Below are 20222 nucleotides of genomic sequence, written 5' to 3'. Positions count from 1 at the left end.
AACGCCCCAGCTAACCCATTCATGACTTTCATGCCATTAATAAACTTTGAAACGGTACAAGGGTTCAATTTTTTAATAATTAGTAGTATTTTTTACTAAAAATGGCTTCTAATATTAACCAAACGAGGTTAATATTCTTTCCGTCGCCGCTTAAAAAGATGTTCATGCGATAACAAATAGAAAAAAGGGAGATTTTGGATGCTTACTTCATTCGGGAAACTGGTAAGGAAGCACCGGATTGATCAACAACTAAGACTGGGTGAAATGGCTGCTGCAATTAACGTTAGTGCCCCATACCTATCAGCAGTTGAAACAGGCAGTAAAAAGGTTACATATGAATTAGTACAGAATATATCCAATTATTTAAGTTTGTCACCAGCAGAAGCATCCGAGCTTCAGGCTTCAGCCGATAGCTCCCAAACTGAGTATCGGTTTAACCTAAAAAAGCAAAGTGACATAACTCGACAGGCAGTAGCGGCATTCGCAAGGAATATCAACACCTCATCACTTGATGAGTCTGTTGCTAAACAAATTCTAGAGATTTTAGAAAATCAGCCGGAGAGCTAGAAAATATGGAACAAAGTCGGTATGAGCCAATGAGGAGAGGTGGTAGCAGAGTTCCTCCTTTAAGCACTCAAAAAATTCGTCAACACGCCAACTTATGGAGAAATCTTCTTGCCAAGGTGGGCTCTAAGCCAAACGGCAGAGTTGAAGTTGTTGACACATTAGAGTTTCATCTCCCAAAGCTCATACCGAACTTTACATATGAATGTGTACAGAGCGATACCTCATTGCTCAACGGGGCGGAGGCAATTACATATCCCGATCAGAATAGAATAGTTCTGGCCGAGCATGTATATAAGGGAGCTGCACAAGGTGTTGGAAAAGATCGCTTCACCATCGCACACGAAATCGGACACCTTTTCTTGCATCGTCGCCTTTCTGCCTACCCTAGAAATATTAGCAACCACGTACAAACTCATCGAAAATATGAGGACTCAGAGTGGCAAGCAGATACTTTTGCAGCTGAATTCCTCATGCCGTACGAAGAAGTAAAAGCAAACTGCTCTAGCGCTAGAGACGTACAAGTCAGGTTTGACGTTTCAACAAAAGCAGCAGAATACAGATTTAGGAACACAAGAAAGTAAAAAGCCATCATAAGTTGGCGCTTATGATGGCTTTTTGTGTAACAAGGTGCGGGGTATCAGGAGTGACCCTTAACCGCCGGCATAACTTGAAACAATTGAACGTAGCAATTCAAGTGTATCACTGGTTAGCCGATTTTTCTATTCACTCCTTAAACTTTATAAGGAGGCCTATCATGGCTACCCATAGATTCAAATCTGTTCGTGTTCGGAGTTATAAGCGGTTCCGTAATGGTGTCTGGGAACTTGTCTGTGCACATATGCGCAGTCAACCTATCCGCTAATCCCATTGGGAGGGGGCAACCTCTCCCATCCAAATTACGACCGAGAAATATACCCTTTCTCGTAGAAAAATTTTTGGATTTATTCAGCAGGATCAGATATGAAACCCAGTGAGCTTAATAAAGAAGCTAGAATTGCTTTCGGAAAAACCCTCATAGATATTTCAATTGCAGTTTTTAAAGGAATAATTCTGCTATTCACAGTAATACCTATTACAATAATCTTAAACAATACCCTTTCTAGCTCCGAAGAAAAGCTAGACATCCTGCGGTTTTTTACATCAATGAATCAAGAAACTCACTTAGCCTTATTGGTGTTTATACTAATTTCATTTTGGGTTGGCCATTCATTTAGAAGGGCTGGCTTGAAGCATATCCATGAGGCTAACGTCGAGACTTAAGCTCACTATCAAATCATTTTGTATATGGTTTTAAAAGTGAGCAACCAAATGGATACCCTCCCCTAACTCTTAAAAGCTCTAATCAACTCATCGGGCCAATGAACAATTAGGCTAGGGGCGCGTAACTAGCGCCCCATACTCCCTATCACCTTTTAGCAACCCCAAGACTTCAGTGAAGGTACATAACTGGAGCCAGGGTCTCCGGGAGGTAGAGGGTAACCAAGCGGCACTCTGGAAGGCTGGTAGAAGCGCTGCAGAGTGCGAGTTATTCGTCCAGGAGTGCCAGAATCTAGGCTGACTCTTCCTGTGAGAATTTCAGCCCATACTTCTCCACTATCGCCATGAATCGCTGCACGTAGATAGCCTGGACGGGCTCATAGGGTGGCATCCACTCATCGGGGCCTTTGTCACCCTTGCTTTGATTCCGGCCATCATCGACCAACCATAGATTCTCAGGGTCTTCTGCAAATTGACGCTTAAGCTCTACAGTCCAGTTGGCACCACCGTGCCCGTGATCCCAGGACAGCGGCACGATGTGTTCAACATCCAGGTCAGAGGCCAGATTGAAAGTACGGGTCCAGCCAGAGGCCTGTATCTACAGTACACTGCTTGTCATTAGTGAAGGTTACTGGAGCTAGAGAGAACTGAAGCAGCAACTCATGGCGGGTGCTCTGGCAATCTTTATCGGAGTCAGACCACTTCGGTAGCCACTCGTGGCAGTCATAGCTTCGCTCTTCTTTAGCCTCGACTTCAGAGCAACCTAATAAAACAGTGAATAAAGCGATAGGTAAAATTAAGCCTGTTGAGATCTTATTCATTATGTCTAACTCTGCAGATATATACCGAAAAAATTGCCCCCCCTCCAATCAATAGGAAAATTTCTCTTTAATTCTAAGGGCAAAACCTTCTACTGTTGGGGGCATATTCCAAATGAGCTTCCGGGTTTCATCACATTCAGTAACAGACATCAATTCACGTTTTACATAATGAACACAGTTGTTACCATTTCCAGCACCCAACTCACTGTCTGCTAACTGATAAACGGCCGGTATTGTCGCAGTAGTGGATCGGTCCTTAGCAAATGGGATCTTAATAAAGAACATCGAATCAGGGTGTCCATATTTATCTATATCCTCTTTCATGCTGTGACATGAACCAATTCTCGAGCTAAAAGACTGCCTTTTCCCCTCAAGCCCCGGTATGTCATATCTTGTAAAGCTACCAATAGTGGGGTACTTCATGTCTCCAGAAAATGAAACATGATTTATTGTAGTTCTATCATCCCTTTCTTCATCACTTAAGTCATGTTTGGACAAGCGAACCCCTCTAGCAAAATGCGTACAAGCTATATGAGGAATTTTTGTGAATGAGTCAGGCCCAAATACCTCTATACGGAACCTATGAATACGCCGTAATGAAGAATTTACTGTAATAGACATAGGTAACGCCCCTCCAATGAGCTACTAAAAGTAGGAAATTTCTACTGTGAAATGCACGAGGTGCGCATCCTATGAGAAGGAGAGAGATCCATCAATCTCACAATATTACAGGGGTAAATCTATATGAATCGTTGGCTAGAGAGAGCTTTGCCGGAACCCAGCCCGCACGCGAGACCATTATAAAGTGGGTTTCAACTGGTGAAGTTGCCGGGCGCTGGTTAGGCGATAGATTATATATTTACCGAAATGGGTTTCATTACCCTTACACAATTCGCACGGAAGAGCGCGCGGCAGTAGAGGCTGAACCAATCTCACCACTACTCGCACGCAGATAACACGGAAGAAAATAATGGCTAGACCAAAAAAACCTAGATATGTGGACGGTCTGGAGTTGCCAGAAAATCTTTATACCGACCCCAAAAAGCGGGCAAATTATTGGCGTTATTTACGCCCAGATGGTTCCAGTCTCACATTCCACGGCACAACAGCCGAAGCAATTCGTCAGGCAAAACAGGCCAACCGCCAGCGCGACCTCTATGAGCGTCAGCCAGCAACAACGGATACCGTTTGGATTGCGCGAGCAGGTAGCCTACTGGACCGCTACAGCGACTGGGTTGCCTGGATGGAGCTGAACCATCCCAAACAGGCCACAGCTGCACGCTGGAGTCAAAAGCGGCGCTATGTTGAGCGTATGTGTGAACAGCTTAATAACCCTATGCCGCACGAGCTGACGCTAACCATGGTTCGCGACTGGTGGGAATCGCAGGATTATCATCCCCTGCGAAATAGCCGCGCAGCCCTGCGAAGCTTTGTTAATTATTTAATGCTGGAAGGCTCAGTTCCAAAACTTACATTTAATCCATTTAACACCAGTGACGAAGTCCCTAAATTAATTCCAAGGCAACGACCGGAAAAAGTACGTCAACGGCTTACCCTGCAAGATTTCTGGCGCATACACGACGCAGCTGGCGAGCTGGGTTATACAGGTCTGCAAATTGCTATGGATTTATCACTGCTTACAACTATGCGCCGCGGTGATGTGAGCAGCTTACGACTGGACAAGCATGTAACCGATGCAGGGATTGATAAAGGGGTAGAGAAATCAATTAATCAACGCGGCGAAGAAAGAGCTACATATCTGCGCTGGTCTTACAATCATCACCCTGGATTACGCCAAGTAATTAACCACGCCCGACAGCTCTCCCTGCAAAATTATCGATGCCCTTTTGCGGTTTCATATCAACCAAAGAAAAGACAGCCCCGAGCGAAGCAAAATGAACATTGGTGCAGATTAATGCCAGCAAGGCTATCAAACCAATTTAAAGATGCACGAGACGCCGCAGAGGTTCGCCAGGACTTACCCAGCAGCGCCAGGCCTACATTTCACGAGGTGCGCGCCCTAGCCTCTCACCTGCTCAAGAAATCTGGTCACAGCCCGGAAGAGATTGCAGAAATATGCGCCCATACCGATGCAGAAATTACTGAGAAGTTTTATCTCGGAGGGCATGAGCGGGAATACAAAGAAGTGGGTATCAGCATCGACCCGAAATTACTGATGCGGAAGTGATTGAGAGTTTTTGTACGGGGTTTTTGTACGCTTGGGAATTGGTTTTTGTGCGCTCAATCGGGAAAAGTGGCTGAAAGCCGCATGAGATATAAAGAAAGATGGTCGGAGCGGCCGGATTTGAACCGACGACCACCACACCCCCAGTGTGGTGCGCTACCAGGCTGCGCTACGCTCCGATTTTGAAAAATCGCTCACTTCGCTAAGTGATTGATTTTTAAAGACATCGTGTCTTGATGTGGCGTGAATCATACCTGAGTGCGGCTGGATTGCAAGCCCAGGTTTACAGTTTTTTATAAATTATTTTTCCCTTCCAGCAGGGCCACCACGTCCTTTAGTTCTGCGATCACTTCGGGTAGTACTTGCTGTAGCTGTACCACCTCTGCCCGCTCGCTACCGGTTTCGATCTGCTGGCGGGCTCCACCAATGGTATAGCCCTCTTCGTACAGGAGCGCACGAATCTGGCGGATCATGATGACATCTTGGTGCTGGTAGTAACGGCGGTTGCCGCGACGTTTGACGGGTTTCAGCTGGGGGAATTCCTGCTCCCAGTAACGCAGGACATGGGGTTTAACGGCGCACAGTTCACTCACTTCACCAATGGTGAAATAGCGCTTACCGGGGATTGCAGGCAGCTGAGCGTTATTGCTCGGTTCCAGCATGCTCTTCTACTCGTGTCTTGAGTTTTTGCCCGGGTTTAAAAGTGACTACCCTGCGGGCCGAGATGGGGATTTCCTCGCCGGTCTTGGGATTGCGACCGGGACGCTGGCTTTTATCGCGCAGGTCGAAATTGCCAAAGCCGGAGAGCTTGACCTGCTCGTTATTTTCCAACGCATTGCGGATCTCCTCGAAGAAATATTCGACGATCTCTTTCGCTTCGCGCTTGTTAAAGCCCAGCTCTTCGTACAGTTTCTCGGCGAGCCCGGCCTTGGTCAGTGCCTCTGTCATTGGATCCTACCAATTGATTCAGAGGCGTCGACTCCAGATCGGAAGCGGCCCAAACCGCGGCGGCTTTCAACCCGGTAGCAGACGCTCTCGGGGTGCAATTCAGCCTGCACCCGAGAGCATCATGCTCTACTAGCGCAGACTAGCGTTATATTTTTCTTCTAGTTTTCCGACCACCGCATCTACAGCGGCATTGATTTCGTCGTCATTAAGGGTGCGTGACGAATGCTGAAACGTCAACCCCAAAGCGACACTTTTTCTATTTAAATCAATACCTTTGCCCTGGTAGACATCAAATATCTTGAGGTCCGTCAAGGTTTCACCTGCAACTTCGACAGCAGTTTCCACCAGGCTGGCGGCAGGAACCTCTGCGTCAATCAACAGGGCCAGATCGCGACGCACTTCCGGGAACTTGGACAGCGGGCGGAATGCGGGGGTTTTGCCCTCGCCGATCGCTTCCAGGCTCAGTTCAAATACGAACGCGGGCTTGGACAGGTCCAACTTCTTCTGCAACTGCGGGTGCAGGGCTCCGATAACCCCTACTTCGCGGTCGCCGCGCATAATCTTGGCGGTTTGACCGGGGTGCAGTGCGGGGTGCTGGCCAGCAACAAAGCGGAACTCATCGGCAACACCGGTGCGAGCCAACAGGGCCTCTACATCGGCTTTCACATCGAAGAAGTCCACGGCGTCTTTGCTGCCAGTCCAGTTTTCTGCGTAACGGCTGCCATAGGCGAGACCGGCAATCATCTGTTCTTGGTGCAACTCGGCACCCGGCACAAAGCGCAGGCCGGTTTCAAACAGGCGCACGCGATTTTGCTGGCGATTCAGGTTGTACTGCAACGCTTTGCACAGGCCAGGCAGCAAGGTGGTGCGCATAACCGCCAGCTCGGCGCTGATCGGGTTTTGCAGGGCCACAGGATCGGCTTCCGGATCAAACAGTGCGGCGCTGTCGCTATCGATAAAGCTGAAAGTAATCGCTTCGTAGTAACCGCGGCTCAGCAGGGTTTGCTCCAGGTTGTCCTGGGCAATGGTGCTCTCCGGGCGCGGGGCGATTTCCAACTCGGCAGTAAAGCTTTCGCTGGGGATACGGTTGTAGCCGTATACACGGGCCAGCTCTTCCAGCAGGTCTGCTTCGATGGCGATATCGAAACGGAAGCTGGGGGCGAGGAAGGTCCAGCCTTCGTCGTTCTGGTCGATTTTTTCCAGGCCCAGGCGGGTGAGGATATCGACTATTTCGTCATCGGCCAGTTTGATGCCCAGGCCTAACTCTACTTTCGCACGGCGCAGGGTAATGTGGCGCTCGGCGGGCATAATTTCAGTCAGCTCACGCACGTGTACCGGGCCGGGTTCACCGCCAACGATATCCAGCAGCAGCTGGGTAGCGCGCTCCACTGCTTTCTCTTGCAGGTGGTAGTCCACGCCGCGTTCGAAACGGTGGGAGGAGTCGGTGTGCAGGCCGTAAGAGCGAGCCTTGCCGGCAATGGCCAGCGGGCTAAAGAAGGCGCTCTCCAGGAAGATATGCTGGGTGCCCGCTGTCACGGAGGAATCCAGGCCACCCATAATACCGGCCATCGCCAGAGGTTTTTCCTCATCGGCAATTACCAGGGTGCCCTCTTTCAGTTTGACTTCCTGGCCGTCCAGCAGGGTCAGCTCTTCACCGGCTTCTGCCATACGCACTTTGATGCCGCCGGAGAGTTTCTCCAGGTCGAAGGCGTGCATGGGTTGGCCCAGTTCCAGTAGTACGTAGTTGGTAACGTCCACTACCGGATCGATACTGCGCAGGCCGCTGCGACGCAGGCGCTCTTGCATCCACAGAGGCGTTACCGCTTTGATATCGATATTGCGAATCACACGACCTACGTAGCGCGGGCAGGCGGCTTCGGCCAGCAGGGATACGGGCATGCTCTCGTCGATCTGCTGGGGTACCGGAGCAACTTCCGGGCCCTGAACGGCGCAGCGGTTCAATACACCCACTTCGCGAGCAATACCGGCAACACCGAGGCAGTCGGAACGGTTCGGGGTGAGATCCACTTCGATGGTCTCATCATCCAGCTGCAAGTATTCGCGCAGATCGGTACCGGTGGGTGCGTCTTCTGGCAGCTCCCAAATACCGTCATTGTCTTCGCCCAGTTCCAGTTCGGTCTGTGCGCAGAGCATACCGAAGCTATCTACACCACGGAGCTTGGCTTTCTTGATTTTAAAATCGCCCGGCAGCTTGGCGCCTACCAGGGCAAAAGGAATTTTGATTCCGGTGCGCGCATTGGGAGCACCGCATACAACCTGCATTTCACCGTCGGGGTGGCCTGCCACTTTACACACGCGCAGCTTGTCCGCATCCGGGTGCTGTTCACAGGCGACAATCTCACCGACAACCACTCCGGAGAAATCGCCCGCAACTTTTTCTATACCGTCCACTTCCAGGCCGGCCATGGTGATTTGGTCGGCCAGTTCCTGCGTGGTGAGTTCCGGGTTTACCCATTCCCGCAACCAGGAGTTGCTGATTTTCATAGTTGATCTCTTTCTGTATTCCGTCAGCGCAACTTGGTGCGCATTTCGCCTGGGGCTATTTCGCCTCCCAGGCCTCCACAATTCGACTGCTGTTGCGAAGGGCCATTGCCATTCGCGCTGTCACTTGGCTTAGAACTGTTTCAAGAAGCGCAGATCGTTATCGAAGAACAAGCGCAGGTCGTTGACGCCGTAGCGCAGCATGGCGAGGCGCTCGATACCGATACCGAAGGCAAAGCCGGAGTATTTTTCGCTGTCGATATCGCAGGCGGCGAAGACATTCGGGTGCACCATGCCGCAGCCGAGAATTTCCAGCCAACCGGTGCCGGAACATACGCGGCAGCCTTCACCGGAACAGGCGGTACACTGGATGTCCGCTTCTGCGGAAGGCTCGGTGAACGGGAAGTAAGACGGACGGAAACGCACCGGTACTTCCGCTTCGAAGAAGGCGCGCAGGAATTGGTCGATGGTGCCTTTCAGGTGGGCGAAGCTGATGTTCTCGCCGATTACCAGGCCTTCTACCTGGTGGAACATGGGCGAGTGGGTGACATCGGAGTCGCAGCGGTATACGCGGCCCGGGCAGATAATACGCAGCGGTGGAGACTTTTTCTCCATGGTACGGATCTGCACTGAGGAAGTGTGGGTTCTCAGTACGGTGGTGGGGTCTACGTAGAAGGTGTCGTGCATCGCGCGCGCGGGGTGGTGCGCGGGAATATTCAACGCTTCGAAGTTGTAGTAGTCCTGTTCGACTTCCGGGCCGTTCTCAACAGAGAAGCCAATGCTCGCAAAGAATTCTTCCACGCGCTTTAAGGTGCGCGTAATGGGGTGGGCATTGCCCTGCTCTTCGCCGCGCCCCGGCAGAGTGACATCAATGGTCTCTTCGGCCAACTTTGCGTTGATGGCGGCCTGCTCCAGCATATTGCGGCGCGCGTTAATTTTTTCCTGAACCTGCTGCTTGGCTTCGTTGATCTTGGCACCCGCCGCCGGACGCTCCTCAGCCGACAACTTGCCAAGGCCTTTCAGCAGTGCCGTCAGCTGGCCCTTTTTGCCCAGGTAATCAACACGCACCTGATCCAGTGCGGCGAGGCCATCGGCCTTCTCCACCAGCTCCATAGCCTGCTCGGTGAGGGACTGCAAATCTTGCATCGAACTGTTCCCGTTTGAATCCAACTTCGATTAATTTTTTCTGCTTTGTTCGGCCGGTACTCTCTGTACCGGAGGGAATTTCCCCAGGCACCGCCACCGGTAAAAAATAGCGGAAACTCCATAAAAAAATAGGGAAGGGCCACTACAGCCCTTCCCTATTTTGAGTATTCAGTTTTACAACTGAAGTGACAGCTTACGCTGCCAGGGCTGCCTTAGCTTTTTCAACTACGGCAGCAAAAGCGACTTTATCGTAAACAGCCAGATCAGCCAGTACACGGCGATCCAGTGCGATGTCCGCTTTTTTCAGACCTGCGATCAGGCGGCTGTAGCTCAGGCCTTCAGCACGGGACTGGGCGTTGATACGAGTAATCCACAGAGCGCGGAAGTTACGCTTTTTAACGCGACGGTCACGGTATGCGTACTGACCAGCTTTAATTACTGCCTGCTTGGCAACGCGGAATACGCGTGAACGCGCACCGTAGTAACCTTTAGCCTGCTTCAGAATCTTCTTGTGACGACGACGCGCCTCTACACCACGTTTTACACGGGCCATACTTCTATCCTCTTAAACCTTTGCGATTTGGGCCAATTACTTGGCGCGCAGCATACGATCGACCAGACCAGCATCAGACTTGTTCATAGTCTGGGTGCCACGCAGCTGACGCTTGCGCTTGGTGGTCATCTTGGTGAGGATGTGGCTCTTGTTAGCGTGCTTGTGCTTGTAGCCCGCAGCCGTCTTCTTGAAGCGCTTGGCAGCGCCACTGTGAGTCTTTGCTTTCGGCATTTTGTACTCCAAAGTTAATATTCGCCTGTAAAACAGGCACCTTTAGTAACTGCCGACAACCGAAGTTACCGGCACTGCGAGAGTGGGGAGGCAGCCGTCGCCCAACCACTTCTCAAAGGAGATCCCGGGAATGACTTCCCCAAACCTCACTTTTTCTTTTTGAGCGGAGCAATCACCATCAGCATTTGACGACCTTCCATTTTCGGTCGCTGCTCTACGGTGCCCAGCTCTTCAAGGTCCTTTTCGATGCGCTGCATCATTTCCATGCCCAGCTCTTGGTGAGCCATTTCGCGGCCACGGAAACGCAGGGATACTTTGGCCTTGTCACCCGCTTCCAGGAAGCGGGCCAGGTTGCGCAGCTTGATCTGGTAGTCACCGACATCGGTGCCCGGGCGGAATTTCATTTCCTTGATCTGCTGCTGCTTCTGCTTCTTCTTGGCGGCATTCTTAGCTTTTTTAGCTTCGAATACGTGCTTACCGTAGTCCATGATCTTACAGACTATCGGCGTGGAGTCCGAGGCAATTTCAACGAGATCCAAGCTAGCTTTCTGTGCAGCTTCCAGCGCTTCATCCAGGGAGACAATGCCTACCTGTTCGCCATCAGCGCCTATCAGGCGGAGTTCTGACGCTTCAATCTGATCGTTTATGCGGGCCTTTTTGGACCGTCCCTTAGTGTCTCGTTTAATAGCTATGGTCTCCCAGTTGCCAAGTTGTTATGCATTATCTTCTGTCAAACGACCGCGACGATTCACGTCTTGCTCGAGGATCTCGAGAAATGACTCATACGTCATTGTACCAAGATCTTCACCGCTACGGGTACGTACTGCCACGGTTTGACTTTCTACTTCCTTATCGCCAATTACCAATAGATAAGGAACACGCTGAAGCGTGTGCTCGCGGATTTTAAAGCCGATCTTCTCGTTTCTCAAGTCAGCTGTGGCGCGGTATTGCAGCTCACCCAAACGATCTTGCAAATTGCGACAATATTCAGCCTGGCGATCGGTGATATTCATGATCGCCACCTGCTGCGGCGCGAGCCAGGTGGGGAACGCGCCTTCGTAGTGCTCGATCAGGATTCCGATAAAGCGCTCGAAGGAACCCAGGGCTGCGCGGTGCAGCATTACCGGGGACTGGCGCGAGCCATCTTCTGCCACAAATTGGGCATCCAGGCGGCCCGGCATGGAGAAATCCACCTGAATGGTACCGCACTGCCATACGCGGCCGAGACAGTCTTTCAGGGAGAATTCGATCTTCGGTCCGTAGAAGGCGCCTTCACCCGGCAGCTCTTCCCACGGCAGGCCAGCGGCATCCAGAGCGTCGGCCAAGGCTTTTTCAGCCTTATCCCAGCTCTCATCGGAACCTACGCGCTTCTCCGGGCGAGTGGAGAGACGGTAGATAACGTCCTGGAAGCCGAAATCCTTATAAACGGAGTGCAGCAGATCCATAAAGTCAGAAACTTCTGACTGGATCTGGTCTTCGCTACAGAAGATATGGCCATCATCCTGCACAAAGCCGCGCACGCGCATCAGGCCATGCAGGGAACCGGAAGGCTCGCTGCGGTGACAGGAGCCAAACTCCGCCAGACGCAACGGCAGGTCGCGGTAGCTGCGCAGGCCCTGATTGAATACCTGTACGTGACAAGGGCAGTTCATCGGTTTAATGGCGAACTGACGCTCTTCACTGGTCAGGGTGAACATGTCATCGCCAAACTTATCGGCGTGACCAGACTTTCGCCACAGGCTGAAATCTACCAGCTGCGGAGTCTTGATTTCTTTGTAGCCGAATTCGCGCTGGCGGCGACGCATGTACTGCTCGATAGTGCTGTAAATGGTCCAGCCGTTCGGGTGCCAGAACACCATGCCGGGAGCCTCTTCCTGGATATGGAAAAGGTCAAATTTCTTCGCCAGCTTGCGGTGATCGCGCTTCTCTGCCTCTTCAATGCGACGCAGGTAAGCTTTCAGTTCTTTTTTGTTGGCCCAAGCAGTGCCGTAAACACGGGTCAACATTTCATTGTTGGAGTCACCGCGCCAGTAGGCACCGGCCACTTTGGTCAGTTTGAACGCTTTCAACCTGCCAGTGGAAGGTACGTGGGGACCGCGACACAAGTCTTCAAAGTCGCCCTGGCGGTAGAGAGAAATATCTTCATCACTGGGGATGCTGTCGATAATCTCAGCCTTGTACTCTTCGCCCATTTCGCGGAAGTACTTAACCGCTTCTTTGCGCGGCATCAGGCGGCGACTGACAGTGATGTCTTCTTTGGCCAGCACTTCCATACGCTCTTCGATCTTCTCGAGATCTTCCGGCGTAAACTGGCGCTCGTAGGCGAAATCGTAATAGAAGCCGTTTTCGATAACCGGGCCAATGGTGACCTGAGCTGTCGGGTACAGTTGTTTAACTGCTTGTGCCAGCAAGTGCGCTGTGGAGTGACGGATCACTTCCAGACCTTCGGGCTGACGATCAGTAATAATTGCCAGATTTACGTCGGTATCAATAACGTAACTGGTATCGACTTCCTTGCCGTCTACAACGCCAGCAAGTGCGGCTTTTGCCAAACCAGGGCCGATATCAGCGGCTACATCGTGTACGGAAACCGGAGCAGAAAATTCTCGACGGGAACCATCGGGGAGAGTAACAACGGGCATTGTTTATCCTTTGTTCTCAGTGGCGATCCCTACCAAAGACCGCATGAAACTATCCATGAATTTTTTCATGGAACTCTTGATCGGGATGGGCAATCCATCCTTTTGAAAGGTGGTAGACCCGGGCGGATTTGAACCGCCGACCTCTGCCATGTCAAGGCAGCGCTCTAACCAACTGAGCTACGGGTCTAAAGCTCTACAGCGGGGGAACCCTGTGCTGTGAAGAGCGCGAACTTTAGCACCGCTTTTCAGTGTTTTCAACAACTTACTGAACTTTTGTGTGAAATTTTTTAAGAGCTACCAAGCACCAACAAGGCAGTGCGGGACTATCAAAATGTAGATCCAAGTCCCGCCCTTCAGCAAGGACTATTCCACACCTTTTAAGTGGGTAATCTCATCGCGCAATTTTGCTGCTGCTTCAAATTCCAGGTTCTTCGCATGCTGGTACATTTGCTCTTCCAGCTCGGCAATTCGGGCCCAGCGCTGCTTATCGGTAAGGGCCTCAACATCCACCTTGTACTCACCTTTACCCTCGGCAACTTTGCGGCGCCCTTTCTTGGGCACACCGGGGGCCACCGCCCCCTCCAGAATATCCGCCACACTCTTGCGGATACCTTTGGGGGTAATGCCGTGCTCCTCGTTAAAGGCCAACTGCTTCTCGCGGCGACGACGAGTCTCTTCGAGTGCTCGCTCCATAGAACCGGTGACTTTGTCCGCGTAGAGAATCGCCCTCCCCTCCAGGTTTCGCGCAGCCCGCCCAATGGTCTGAATCAGCGAGCGATCGGAACGGAGAAAGCCCTCTTTATCGGCATCGAAAATTGCCACTAGGGCAACTTCCGGCATATCCAGGCCTTCTCGCAGCAAGTTAATGCCAACTAGCACGTCAAACTCACCGATACGCAGGTCCCGGATAATTTCTACCCGCTCGACGGTATCAATATCGGAGTGTAAGTAGCGGACGCGGACACCACTTTCGGAGAGGTATTCCGTCAGGTCTTCCGCCATCCGCTTGGTCAATACGGTAATCAGTACTCGCTGATCGGCATCCACACAACGGTGAATTTCAGACAGGGCATCATCTACCTGGGTCAATGCTGGGCGAACTTCGACTTCCGGGTCCACCAACCCTGTCGGGCGAACCACCTGCTCGACCACTTGCCCTGCATTCTCTTGCTCATAGGCCCCTGGGGTTGCGGACACAAAAACCGTCTGGGGTGCCAACCCCTCCCACTCTTCAAACTTGAGAGGACGATTATCCAGGGCTGATGGCAGACGAAAGCCATACTCCACCAAAGTTTCCTTGCGCGACCGGTCTCCACGATACATACCGCCGATTTGCGGCACTGTCACATGACTCTCATCGATAAATAACAGTGCATCATTGGGCAGGTAATCAAAAAGCGTGGGCGGCGGCTGACCAATACCGCGACCGGAGAGGTAGCGGGAATAGTTCTCTACGCCATTGCAGTAGCCGAGCTCTTGCATCATCTCCACATCGTAGCGGGTACGCTGATCTAGCCGCTGCGCTTCGACCAGCTTGTTGTTTCCACGCAGTTGCTCGAGGCGCCCTCGCAGCTCATCTTTGATTTCATCGATAGCACTGACGATGGTCTCTCGCGGCGTCACATAGTGACTCTTGGGGAAGATAGTGACCCGGGGCACCTTCCTGATCTGCTCTCCAGTGAGAGGGTCAAATATGGTGATCTCTTCGATCTCTTCATCAAAAAGAGACAGGCGCACCGCTTCCAAATCGGAGTCTGCCGGGTAGATATCGATAATATCGCCGCGCACCCGGTAAGTAGCGCGACGGAAATCTGCATCATTGCGGGTGTATTGCAGTTCAGCCAGGCGCCTGAGGATAGTGCGTTGGTCAACGAGATCCCCGCGATCCAGATGCAGGACCATCTTCAAATATTTGTCGGGGTCACCCAAACCGTAAATTGCCGAAACTGTGGCGACCACAACCACATCGCGCCGCTCAATAAGTGCCTTGGTGGCCGAGAGGCGCATCTGCTCGATATGCTCGTTTACGGATGCATCCTTTTCGATAAAGGTGTCCGAAGAGGGAACGTAAGCCTCCGGCTGGTAGTAGTCGTAGTAAGAGACAAAATACTCCACGGCATTCTTGGGGAAAAACTCTTTAAACTCCCCGTAAAGCTGAGCCGCCAGCGTTTTATTGTGAGCCATCACAATGGCCGGCCGCTGCAGGCGCTCAATAATATTCGCCATGGTGAAGGTCTTACCCGAACCGGTAACACCCAGCAGCGTTTGATGGCTCAAACCATCATCAATTCCTTCTGACAACTGCTCTATCGCCAGAGGCTGATCGCCCGCTGGCTGATACTTGGATTCCACCTTAAAAGGTCGCGACTCCATACACTTCCCCCAACCGCTTAATCATTCATGCAACACAGGATTGTAGGCTGTCGTCATACGACCCACAATTACAAGAGAATAGCGTCCTACCCTTCCCAACTCTGACCTGCGGCATTTTGCGCATGACCCCAAAAAATAATTTCCTGACAAATCAATTAGTTAAAGATGAAAAAAGGGGTTGACCTGTTCGGAAGTGCTCTATAATATACGCGCCATCTCAACGGCACAGCCGAAAAGATATTCCGCCTTAGCTCAGTTGGTAGAGCAAATGACTGTTAATCATTGGGTCGCTGGTTCGAGCCCAGCAGGCGGAGCCAAATTTCAAAGCGCAGCTTAATTTGCGCTCTATAAATTAGATTAAATTCCGCCTTAGCTCAGTTGGTAGAGCAAATGACTGTTAATCATTGGGTCGCTGGTTCGAGCCCAGCAGGCGGAGCCAAACAAAAGCCCGGATAGATTCCATCTATCCGGGCTTTTTCTTTTCTGCTCAAATATTTTTAATCTATATGGAGATTGTGAGATAGCGGCCAACCGTATTAGTTAGCCGCCCAAAATATACACTAGCGGGAACTAGCCTCCCCAGCTAAAGGCAACCTCTCCACAGTTGCCCCTCCACTCGCCTTACGCACCTGCCCCTGCCTCGACCAGACAACATCGACCAGCCCCTGCTTGGGTGAATAGCCTTTTACTGCCCGACATAGAATCCTGCGGACCTGCTCGCAATCATGAGAGCCGCACGCATCCCTAAGCTCTGAAACCAGAAGCTGCAAAGCCTCGCTATCCAGACGCTCCTCTTCGGCGCGCATAATCATTGGGTGGTCCGTGCCCAGCACGTTATCCCCCAACAACAATTCTTCGTACAACTTCTCCCCAGGACGCAACCCAGTGAGCTGAATCTCAATATCACCATCAGGGTTTTCTTCATCCCTTACCGTGTGCCCCATCAAACGAATCAAGCGCTCAGCCAGATCGTAGATACGAACCGGTTCACCCATATCGAGAACAAATACATCCCCATTGCGCCCCATACTCCCAGCCTGCAATACCAGCTGAGCCGCCTCGGGAATCGTCATAAAGTAACGGGTTACTTTTGAGTGGGTCACAGTTACCGGACCGCCGGCATTGATCTGATCCGTGAACAAGGGAATTACCGAGCCGGAAGAGCCGATAACATTACCAAACCTAACCATGCACACACGCATCTTGTTGAAGCGGCGACCAAAATCCTGGCAAATCAGCTCAGCAAATCTTTTAGTGGCCCCCATAACATTAGTTGGCCGGACAGCCTTATCAGTAGAGATAAGCACAAACTGCTCAACCCCACACTGCTCCGCAGCCTCAAGCACAGAGAGGGTGCCCAGAACATTATTGTCGGCACCAATAACAACGTTCTGCTCAACTAAGGGCACATGCTTGTATGCGGCCGCATGGTAAATTGTATGCACGGAGAAGCCCTGAATAATTTCCGCCATACGCTCAGTGTTACGCACATCGCCAAGCAGCGCGGTTACTTCAAACTGGACCCCGTCATCCTGATGCTGCTGTCTCAACTCGCGCTCTATCTGATAGAGGGCATATTCAGAGGACTCGACAACAACCAGCCTGGCAGGCTTCCATTGCGATATCTGTCGGCACAATTCCGACCCGATCGACCCGCCAGCACCAGTGACCAAAACCACCTTGCCGCTGATGGAGCCAGAAACTAGCTCCTTTTGTGGCTCAACAGGAGCGCGCCCCAGGATATTTTCATAGGTCTGTGAAACATCCTCTGCCCGCCCCACACCGTCGAGCAGCTCCTCCACTCCAGGAATCGCCTTTACCACCAGACCTCGCTCTCTGAGTGCCTTGGTTATCTCCCTGCGGCGGCGCCTAGGTACTCCCGGCATAGCCAAAATAACTTCTACTATATCTTTACCCGCAACCACTTCAAGAATGTCTGCGGGGTTATACACAAGCAACCCATCAATAAATGTCTTTTGCTTGGAGGCGTTATCATCAAAAAAAGCAACGGGCTTATACAGCTGCCCATGAACCAACGCCTTATACATTTGCAGACCCGCAGTACCAGCACCATAAATGGCCACCCGGGTTTTATGAATTTCAAGCGCTGTCTGATAGTAAAGGCGGACCAACCAGCGGGACCCACCCACGGCAATAAATGCAAAGCACCAATAGATCACAGGGACAGAACGAGGAACCCCTGCAGTAGTCAAGTAGGAAAAGAGCGCCAGCATCACTGCAGAAAGGGTTACCCCTTGCAGAACCGCAATAATAGCTTTTTGCCCCATGTACCGGATAATTGTCCGGTACAAACCTAGCCGAAGAAAAATAAAACTAGTAGCGGCTAACGTTAAGCCCAGGCAGGCAAACATTCGCCACTCAAGAAATTGTGCGACACCATTGAGCCGGATTGCCATAGCCAGCAGAAAGGCCAAACTTAACATCAGCATATCAAATGCCAACATCAATACCGGCTTTTGGATTCTCTTTACGCCTCGCCAAACCCTTGTCACATGACTCCCCGGAATCTACCTACAAACAAAAAACCATCCTCTACAGAGGCCACTCAGACCTTCTCAAATACGGCAACTGCTAATGCCGCTGAAGAGAAGAGCAACATCACGCCCAACTGCACAACGAGCGCTTTTTTTGCTCCAACCCGAATCGCATATCTTTGATAAAAGTGCTCGCGATGAGCCTCCCACCAACGCTGACCGCCCAACATTCGCTTTAATAACGTGTAAGTAGCATCCAGCCAAAAAGGTGCAAATATTAGCACCGGCATCCAAAGTCCAAACGCTCCCCGTTGCCAGCCATACAAACTGACAGCAACCACCGCCAAACCTATACCTGTTGAACCGGCATCACCCAAAAAAATCTTCGCCGAAGGCCAATTGAAGACCAAAAAAACAGACGCACATACAGCCAGCAGTGCACAGAGCCAAGCTAGCTCAGCGTCCCCATTTAAAGCGCAAACCAACCCCAGAGAAGAAAAGCCGATCAGCGTCATTGACCCCGCCAAGCCATCCATCCCATCCATAAAGTTATAGAGGTTGATAGCCCAGGCTCCAGCCAAAATGAATATTGGGTAGAGCCACCAGTCCAACCCTCCCGGTAGCGCAATTAACAGCAAGGCTACCGCCAGAAGATGAGCTGAAAAGCGAAAATGTATAGCCACACTCCTCAAGTCATCCAAGGCGGACACAGCTAACAGTAACGCAAACGCCCCCAAAACCAGCGGGGACAAATCAAGTGGGCTAGCAACTACCGCGACCAAGCAGCCAAGCAGGAAAGCCCACCCACCTGTACGAGGAACCGGCACCGAGTGCATCGAGCGATTATTTGGTATGTCGAGCGCAAAATTGCGCATTCTTACAATAAACACCGATGTAGCGCCATAGCTTGTAACCACAGCAAGCAACAGTGGAATTACCCACTCCCAAGCCACACTACTCAACCAACTAACCCCTTATCACTTTCACGCAAGCCAATCCCTCCAGCCACTCTTAACACAGACAAATATTTGCACCGCAAGCAATTACAACTTTCTACACACCCCTAAAGGAAAACCCTAGAGGTCGTCCAAGCAGAGAACATTCGCTAATGATTAAAGGAAGATCAGAGCGGGGGACAGAACACAATAAATTACGAGGCTTTGTGACTAATGTAATCCAAGAATTACATCTTACCGGGGGAAGCAGTTGAACGGTACCAAGGGGGCTCATCTATCGCGACTCTCTTGTCTATCAACTCAAAACCCCGACCGGAGGCAACTATGAACCTACCAGTCGGGACCCGTAAATCTTCAGAGCCGAATTATACCCCTGTTCTTGTCCAGGGTTGCTGCACCTACACCTTTAACATTCAACAACTGCTCTACAGATGTGAACGGGCCGTGCTCTTCTCGATACTCAACAATCAGTTGCGCTCGCGCCTCGCCAATACCATCCAATTTCTCAGCAAGCTCAATGGCTGAAGCACTATTAACATTGACTGACAGCACAACTTCCTTGGCATCAACACTCTCCAACTCCTCCGCATATGTAGAGGGGTTTAGAAAGAGCGAAACAGCTAGTGCAAAAACAACAGAAAACAATCGGTAGGTCAATTTCATGGTCAACTCCCAGTGAATTATCAGTTTCACTTTGGGACTGCAATTACCTCCCCTAAGCAACGCCATGATATCAACAGGCGACTTTCTGTCGGTTCAGGCCTAATTACACATCATTACAAGCTGCGAAGCAAGATAACCATCCTAATCTGCCACTTCAGCCAGTACTGACTTTAGGGCCGCTAGGGGTTCAGAAGCCGCGGTGATGGGACGACCCACAACCAAATAGTCAGAACCTTGCGCCAAAGCTTCAGCAGGCGTCAAAGTGCGTCGCTGATCCCCGGCATCAGAGCCCGCGGGACGAATTCCCGGCGTCACCAGGGAGAAATCGGCTCCGCACTCACTTCGCAGCAGTTGGGCCTCCCGTGCGGAGCAGACTACACCGTCGAGACCGCAGGATTTAGCTTGAGAGGCCAGGTGCAACACCTGCTTTTCCAGTGGAGCAGCCACGCCAACTGCAGTCAGCTCCTCTGCAGTTGTGCTGGTAAGTACAGTAACCGCAATTAATAGAGGCTTATCTTCGCCAAATTCCCGCAGGGCCTCGGCGGCAGCCGACATCATCCGCTCACCACCACTTGCGTGAACATTAACCATCCATACCCCCAATTTCGCAGCAGCTTTAACCGCCTTTGCAACAGTATTGGGGATATCGTGAAACTTAAGGTCCAGAAATACCTGGAAGCCCCGGTCAACCAACGTTTTCACCAGGTCTGGACCAGCGGCAGTAAACAGCTCCTTACCAACTTTGACCCGACACAGCGACGGATCGAGCTGATCTGCCATTGCCAGTGCAGACTCAGCATTGTCGTAATCCAGAGCAACGATAACCGGAGAAGAAACTTTAGACTGCAAGAAAAACCTCATTCATTTCAAAAGCCGTCCCGAC

21 protein-coding genes and 4 tRNA genes are annotated in these 20222 nt (G+C 51.3%); 7 read left to right on the top strand and 18 right to left on the bottom strand.

Going from position 1 to position 20222, the window contains the following annotated elements:
- The first annotated feature begins 198 nt into the window (after positions 1 to 198).
- The 3 genes from ACJJIR_RS06900 (at position 199) to ACJJIR_RS06890 (ending at position 1827) form a co-directional block, all read left to right on the top strand.
- On the top strand, positions 199 to 567 hold the full coding sequence (locus tag ACJJIR_RS06900) for a helix-turn-helix domain-containing protein (protein WP_444907770.1): 369 nt from the start codon (positions 199 to 201) through the stop codon (positions 565 to 567).
- A 5-nt stretch (positions 568 to 572) separates the two neighbouring features.
- Positions 573 to 1148: an ImmA/IrrE family metallo-endopeptidase gene (locus ACJJIR_RS06895; RefSeq protein ID WP_444907769.1), complete on the top strand. Its 576-nt coding sequence runs from the start codon at positions 573 to 575 to the stop codon at positions 1146 to 1148.
- Positions 1149 to 1527: 379 nt separating this feature from the next.
- Complete coding sequence (locus tag ACJJIR_RS06890) at positions 1528 to 1827, top strand: hypothetical protein (protein ID WP_444907768.1); 300 nt, start codon at positions 1528 to 1530, stop codon at positions 1825 to 1827.
- A 289-nt stretch (positions 1828 to 2116) separates the two neighbouring features.
- Here ACJJIR_RS06890 and ACJJIR_RS06885 read toward each other — a convergent pair whose 3' ends face one another.
- The 3 genes from ACJJIR_RS06885 to ACJJIR_RS06875 are packed head-to-tail and all read right to left on the bottom strand — an operon-like array spanning position 2117 to position 3143.
- On the bottom strand, positions 2117 to 2359 hold the full coding sequence (locus ACJJIR_RS06885; RefSeq protein ID WP_444907767.1) for a GmrSD restriction endonuclease domain-containing protein: 243 nt from the start codon (positions 2357 to 2359) through the stop codon (positions 2117 to 2119).
- Between the two features lie 19 nt (positions 2360 to 2378).
- Positions 2379 to 2645 (bottom strand): hypothetical protein, encoded by a 267-nt coding sequence (locus ACJJIR_RS06880; protein ID WP_444907766.1) that lies wholly within the window; start codon positions 2643 to 2645, stop codon positions 2379 to 2381.
- 48 nt (positions 2646 to 2693) lie between these two features.
- Positions 2694 to 3143, bottom strand: coding sequence for a hypothetical protein (locus ACJJIR_RS06875; RefSeq protein ID WP_444907765.1), 450 nt, complete (start codon positions 3141 to 3143; stop codon positions 2694 to 2696).
- 194 nt (positions 3144 to 3337) lie between these two features.
- Between ACJJIR_RS06875 and ACJJIR_RS06870 the strand changes: the two genes are divergently transcribed.
- Both ACJJIR_RS06870 and ACJJIR_RS06865 read left to right on the top strand, forming a co-directional pair.
- Entirely contained in the window at positions 3338 to 3601 is a 264-nt protein-coding gene (locus tag ACJJIR_RS06870) for a hypothetical protein (RefSeq protein WP_444907764.1), read from the top strand.
- Between the two features lie 14 nt (positions 3602 to 3615).
- Entirely contained in the window at positions 3616 to 4833 is a 1218-nt protein-coding gene (locus tag ACJJIR_RS06865; RefSeq protein WP_444907763.1) for a site-specific integrase, read from the top strand.
- A gap of 99 nt (positions 4834 to 4932) precedes the next feature.
- On the opposite strand, the gene ACJJIR_RS06860 is transcribed toward ACJJIR_RS06865, so the two are convergent.
- The 11 genes from ACJJIR_RS06860 to uvrB form a co-directional block, all read right to left on the bottom strand.
- Positions 4933 to 5009: transfer RNA gene (locus ACJJIR_RS06860), tRNA-Pro, on the bottom strand.
- Between the two features lie 114 nt (positions 5010 to 5123).
- Positions 5124 to 5492 (bottom strand): MerR family transcriptional regulator, encoded by a 369-nt coding sequence (locus ACJJIR_RS06855; RefSeq protein WP_108733836.1) that lies wholly within the window; start codon positions 5490 to 5492, stop codon positions 5124 to 5126.
- Complete coding sequence (gene ihfA, locus ACJJIR_RS06850; RefSeq protein ID WP_444907762.1) at positions 5473 to 5778, bottom strand: integration host factor subunit alpha; 306 nt, start codon at positions 5776 to 5778, stop codon at positions 5473 to 5475. The genes ACJJIR_RS06855 and ihfA overlap by 20 nt, the downstream gene beginning before the upstream one ends.
- Before the next feature lie 129 nt (positions 5779 to 5907).
- Positions 5908 to 8283: a phenylalanine--tRNA ligase subunit beta gene (gene pheT, locus ACJJIR_RS06845; RefSeq protein WP_444907761.1), complete on the bottom strand. Its 2376-nt coding sequence runs from the start codon at positions 8281 to 8283 to the stop codon at positions 5908 to 5910.
- A 129-nt stretch (positions 8284 to 8412) separates the two neighbouring features.
- Complete coding sequence (gene pheS, locus ACJJIR_RS06840) at positions 8413 to 9426, bottom strand: phenylalanine--tRNA ligase subunit alpha (protein ID WP_108733839.1); 1014 nt, start codon at positions 9424 to 9426, stop codon at positions 8413 to 8415.
- Positions 9427 to 9619: 193 nt separating this feature from the next.
- A complete protein-coding gene (gene rplT, locus ACJJIR_RS06835) occupies positions 9620 to 9979 on the bottom strand; it encodes a 50S ribosomal protein L20 (RefSeq protein ID WP_108733840.1) in 360 nt (119 codons plus the stop codon).
- 36 nt (positions 9980 to 10015) lie between these two features.
- Positions 10016 to 10210, bottom strand: coding sequence for a 50S ribosomal protein L35 (gene rpmI / locus ACJJIR_RS06830; RefSeq protein WP_020413351.1), 195 nt, complete (start codon positions 10208 to 10210; stop codon positions 10016 to 10018).
- A 146-nt stretch (positions 10211 to 10356) separates the two neighbouring features.
- Complete coding sequence (gene infC, locus ACJJIR_RS06825) at positions 10357 to 10821, bottom strand: translation initiation factor IF-3 (RefSeq protein ID WP_444908406.1); 465 nt, start codon at positions 10819 to 10821, stop codon at positions 10357 to 10359.
- A 102-nt stretch (positions 10822 to 10923) separates the two neighbouring features.
- On the bottom strand, positions 10924 to 12852 hold the full coding sequence (thrS, locus tag ACJJIR_RS06820) for a threonine--tRNA ligase (protein WP_108733842.1): 1929 nt from the start codon (positions 12850 to 12852) through the stop codon (positions 10924 to 10926).
- 110 nt (positions 12853 to 12962) lie between these two features.
- Positions 12963 to 13039, bottom strand: a tRNA-Val gene (locus ACJJIR_RS06815).
- Positions 13040 to 13215: 176 nt separating this feature from the next.
- Positions 13216 to 15225, bottom strand: coding sequence for an excinuclease ABC subunit UvrB (gene uvrB, locus ACJJIR_RS06810; RefSeq protein ID WP_413662664.1), 2010 nt, complete (start codon positions 15223 to 15225; stop codon positions 13216 to 13218).
- Between the two features lie 241 nt (positions 15226 to 15466).
- Between uvrB and ACJJIR_RS06805 the strand changes: the two genes are divergently transcribed.
- Both ACJJIR_RS06805 and ACJJIR_RS06800 read left to right on the top strand, forming a co-directional pair.
- A tRNA-Asn gene (locus ACJJIR_RS06805) sits at positions 15467 to 15542 on the top strand.
- A 46-nt stretch (positions 15543 to 15588) separates the two neighbouring features.
- Positions 15589 to 15664 (top strand) — tRNA-Asn (locus tag ACJJIR_RS06800).
- Positions 15665 to 15785: 121 nt separating this feature from the next.
- Here the strand turns inward: ACJJIR_RS06800 and ACJJIR_RS06795 are convergent.
- From ACJJIR_RS06795 to pyrF, 4 genes are all read right to left on the bottom strand, one after another.
- Positions 15786 to 17738: a polysaccharide biosynthesis protein gene (locus tag ACJJIR_RS06795; protein ID WP_444907760.1), complete on the bottom strand. Its 1953-nt coding sequence runs from the start codon at positions 17736 to 17738 to the stop codon at positions 15786 to 15788.
- 53 nt (positions 17739 to 17791) lie between these two features.
- Positions 17792 to 18673 (bottom strand): MraY family glycosyltransferase, encoded by an 882-nt coding sequence (locus ACJJIR_RS06790; protein ID WP_444908405.1) that lies wholly within the window; start codon positions 18671 to 18673, stop codon positions 17792 to 17794.
- A 357-nt stretch (positions 18674 to 19030) separates the two neighbouring features.
- Positions 19031 to 19339, bottom strand: a complete 309-nt coding sequence (locus ACJJIR_RS06785; RefSeq protein WP_444907759.1) for a ComEA family DNA-binding protein — start codon at positions 19337 to 19339, stop codon at positions 19031 to 19033.
- Positions 19340 to 19480: 141 nt separating this feature from the next.
- Positions 19481 to 20188 (bottom strand): orotidine-5'-phosphate decarboxylase, encoded by a 708-nt coding sequence (pyrF, locus tag ACJJIR_RS06780; protein ID WP_444907758.1) that lies wholly within the window; start codon positions 20186 to 20188, stop codon positions 19481 to 19483.
- Positions 20189 to 20222: the final 34 nt, after the last annotated feature.

It is taken from the genome of Microbulbifer maximicatervae (SeqCode) (genome assembly GCF_052467385.1).
This window is presented reverse-complemented; position numbering and strand designations above follow the sequence as displayed.

Excerpts from the sequence above, each read along its gene's own strand:
- ACJJIR_RS06900 (WP_444907770.1), top strand. The coding sequence starts at position 199 with ATGCTTACTTCATTCGGGAAACTGGTAAGGAAGCACCGGATTGATCAA.
- ACJJIR_RS06895 (WP_444907769.1), top strand. The coding sequence starts at position 573 with ATGGAACAAAGTCGGTATGAGCCAATGAGGAGAGGTGGTAGCAGAGTT.
- ACJJIR_RS06890 (WP_444907768.1), top strand. The coding sequence starts at position 1,528 with ATGAAACCCAGTGAGCTTAATAAAGAAGCTAGAATTGCTTTCGGAAAA.
- ACJJIR_RS06880 (WP_444907766.1), bottom strand. The coding sequence starts at position 2,645 with ATGAATAAGATCTCAACAGGCTTAATTTTACCTATCGCTTTATTCACT.
- ACJJIR_RS06870 (WP_444907764.1), top strand. The coding sequence starts at position 3,338 with ATGAGAAGGAGAGAGATCCATCAATCTCACAATATTACAGGGGTAAAT.
- ACJJIR_RS06865 (WP_444907763.1), top strand. The coding sequence starts at position 3,616 with ATGGCTAGACCAAAAAAACCTAGATATGTGGACGGTCTGGAGTTGCCA.
- ACJJIR_RS06855 (WP_108733836.1), bottom strand. The coding sequence starts at position 5,492 with ATGCTGGAACCGAGCAATAACGCTCAGCTGCCTGCAATCCCCGGTAAG.
- ihfA (WP_444907762.1), bottom strand. The coding sequence starts at position 5,778 with ATGACAGAGGCACTGACCAAGGCCGGGCTCGCCGAGAAACTGTACGAA.
- pheT (WP_444907761.1), bottom strand. The coding sequence starts at position 8,283 with ATGAAAATCAGCAACTCCTGGTTGCGGGAATGGGTAAACCCGGAACTC.
- pheS (WP_108733839.1), bottom strand. The coding sequence starts at position 9,426 with ATGCAAGATTTGCAGTCCCTCACCGAGCAGGCTATGGAGCTGGTGGAG.
- rplT (WP_108733840.1), bottom strand. The coding sequence starts at position 9,979 with ATGGCCCGTGTAAAACGTGGTGTAGAGGCGCGTCGTCGTCACAAGAAG.
- rpmI (WP_020413351.1), bottom strand. The coding sequence starts at position 10,210 with ATGCCGAAAGCAAAGACTCACAGTGGCGCTGCCAAGCGCTTCAAGAAG.
- thrS (WP_108733842.1), bottom strand. The coding sequence starts at position 12,852 with ATGCCCGTTGTTACTCTCCCCGATGGTTCCCGTCGAGAATTTTCTGCT.
- uvrB (WP_413662664.1), bottom strand. The coding sequence starts at position 15,225 with ATGGAGTCGCGACCTTTTAAGGTGGAATCCAAGTATCAGCCAGCGGGC.
- ACJJIR_RS06785 (WP_444907759.1), bottom strand. The coding sequence starts at position 19,339 with ATGAAATTGACCTACCGATTGTTTTCTGTTGTTTTTGCACTAGCTGTT.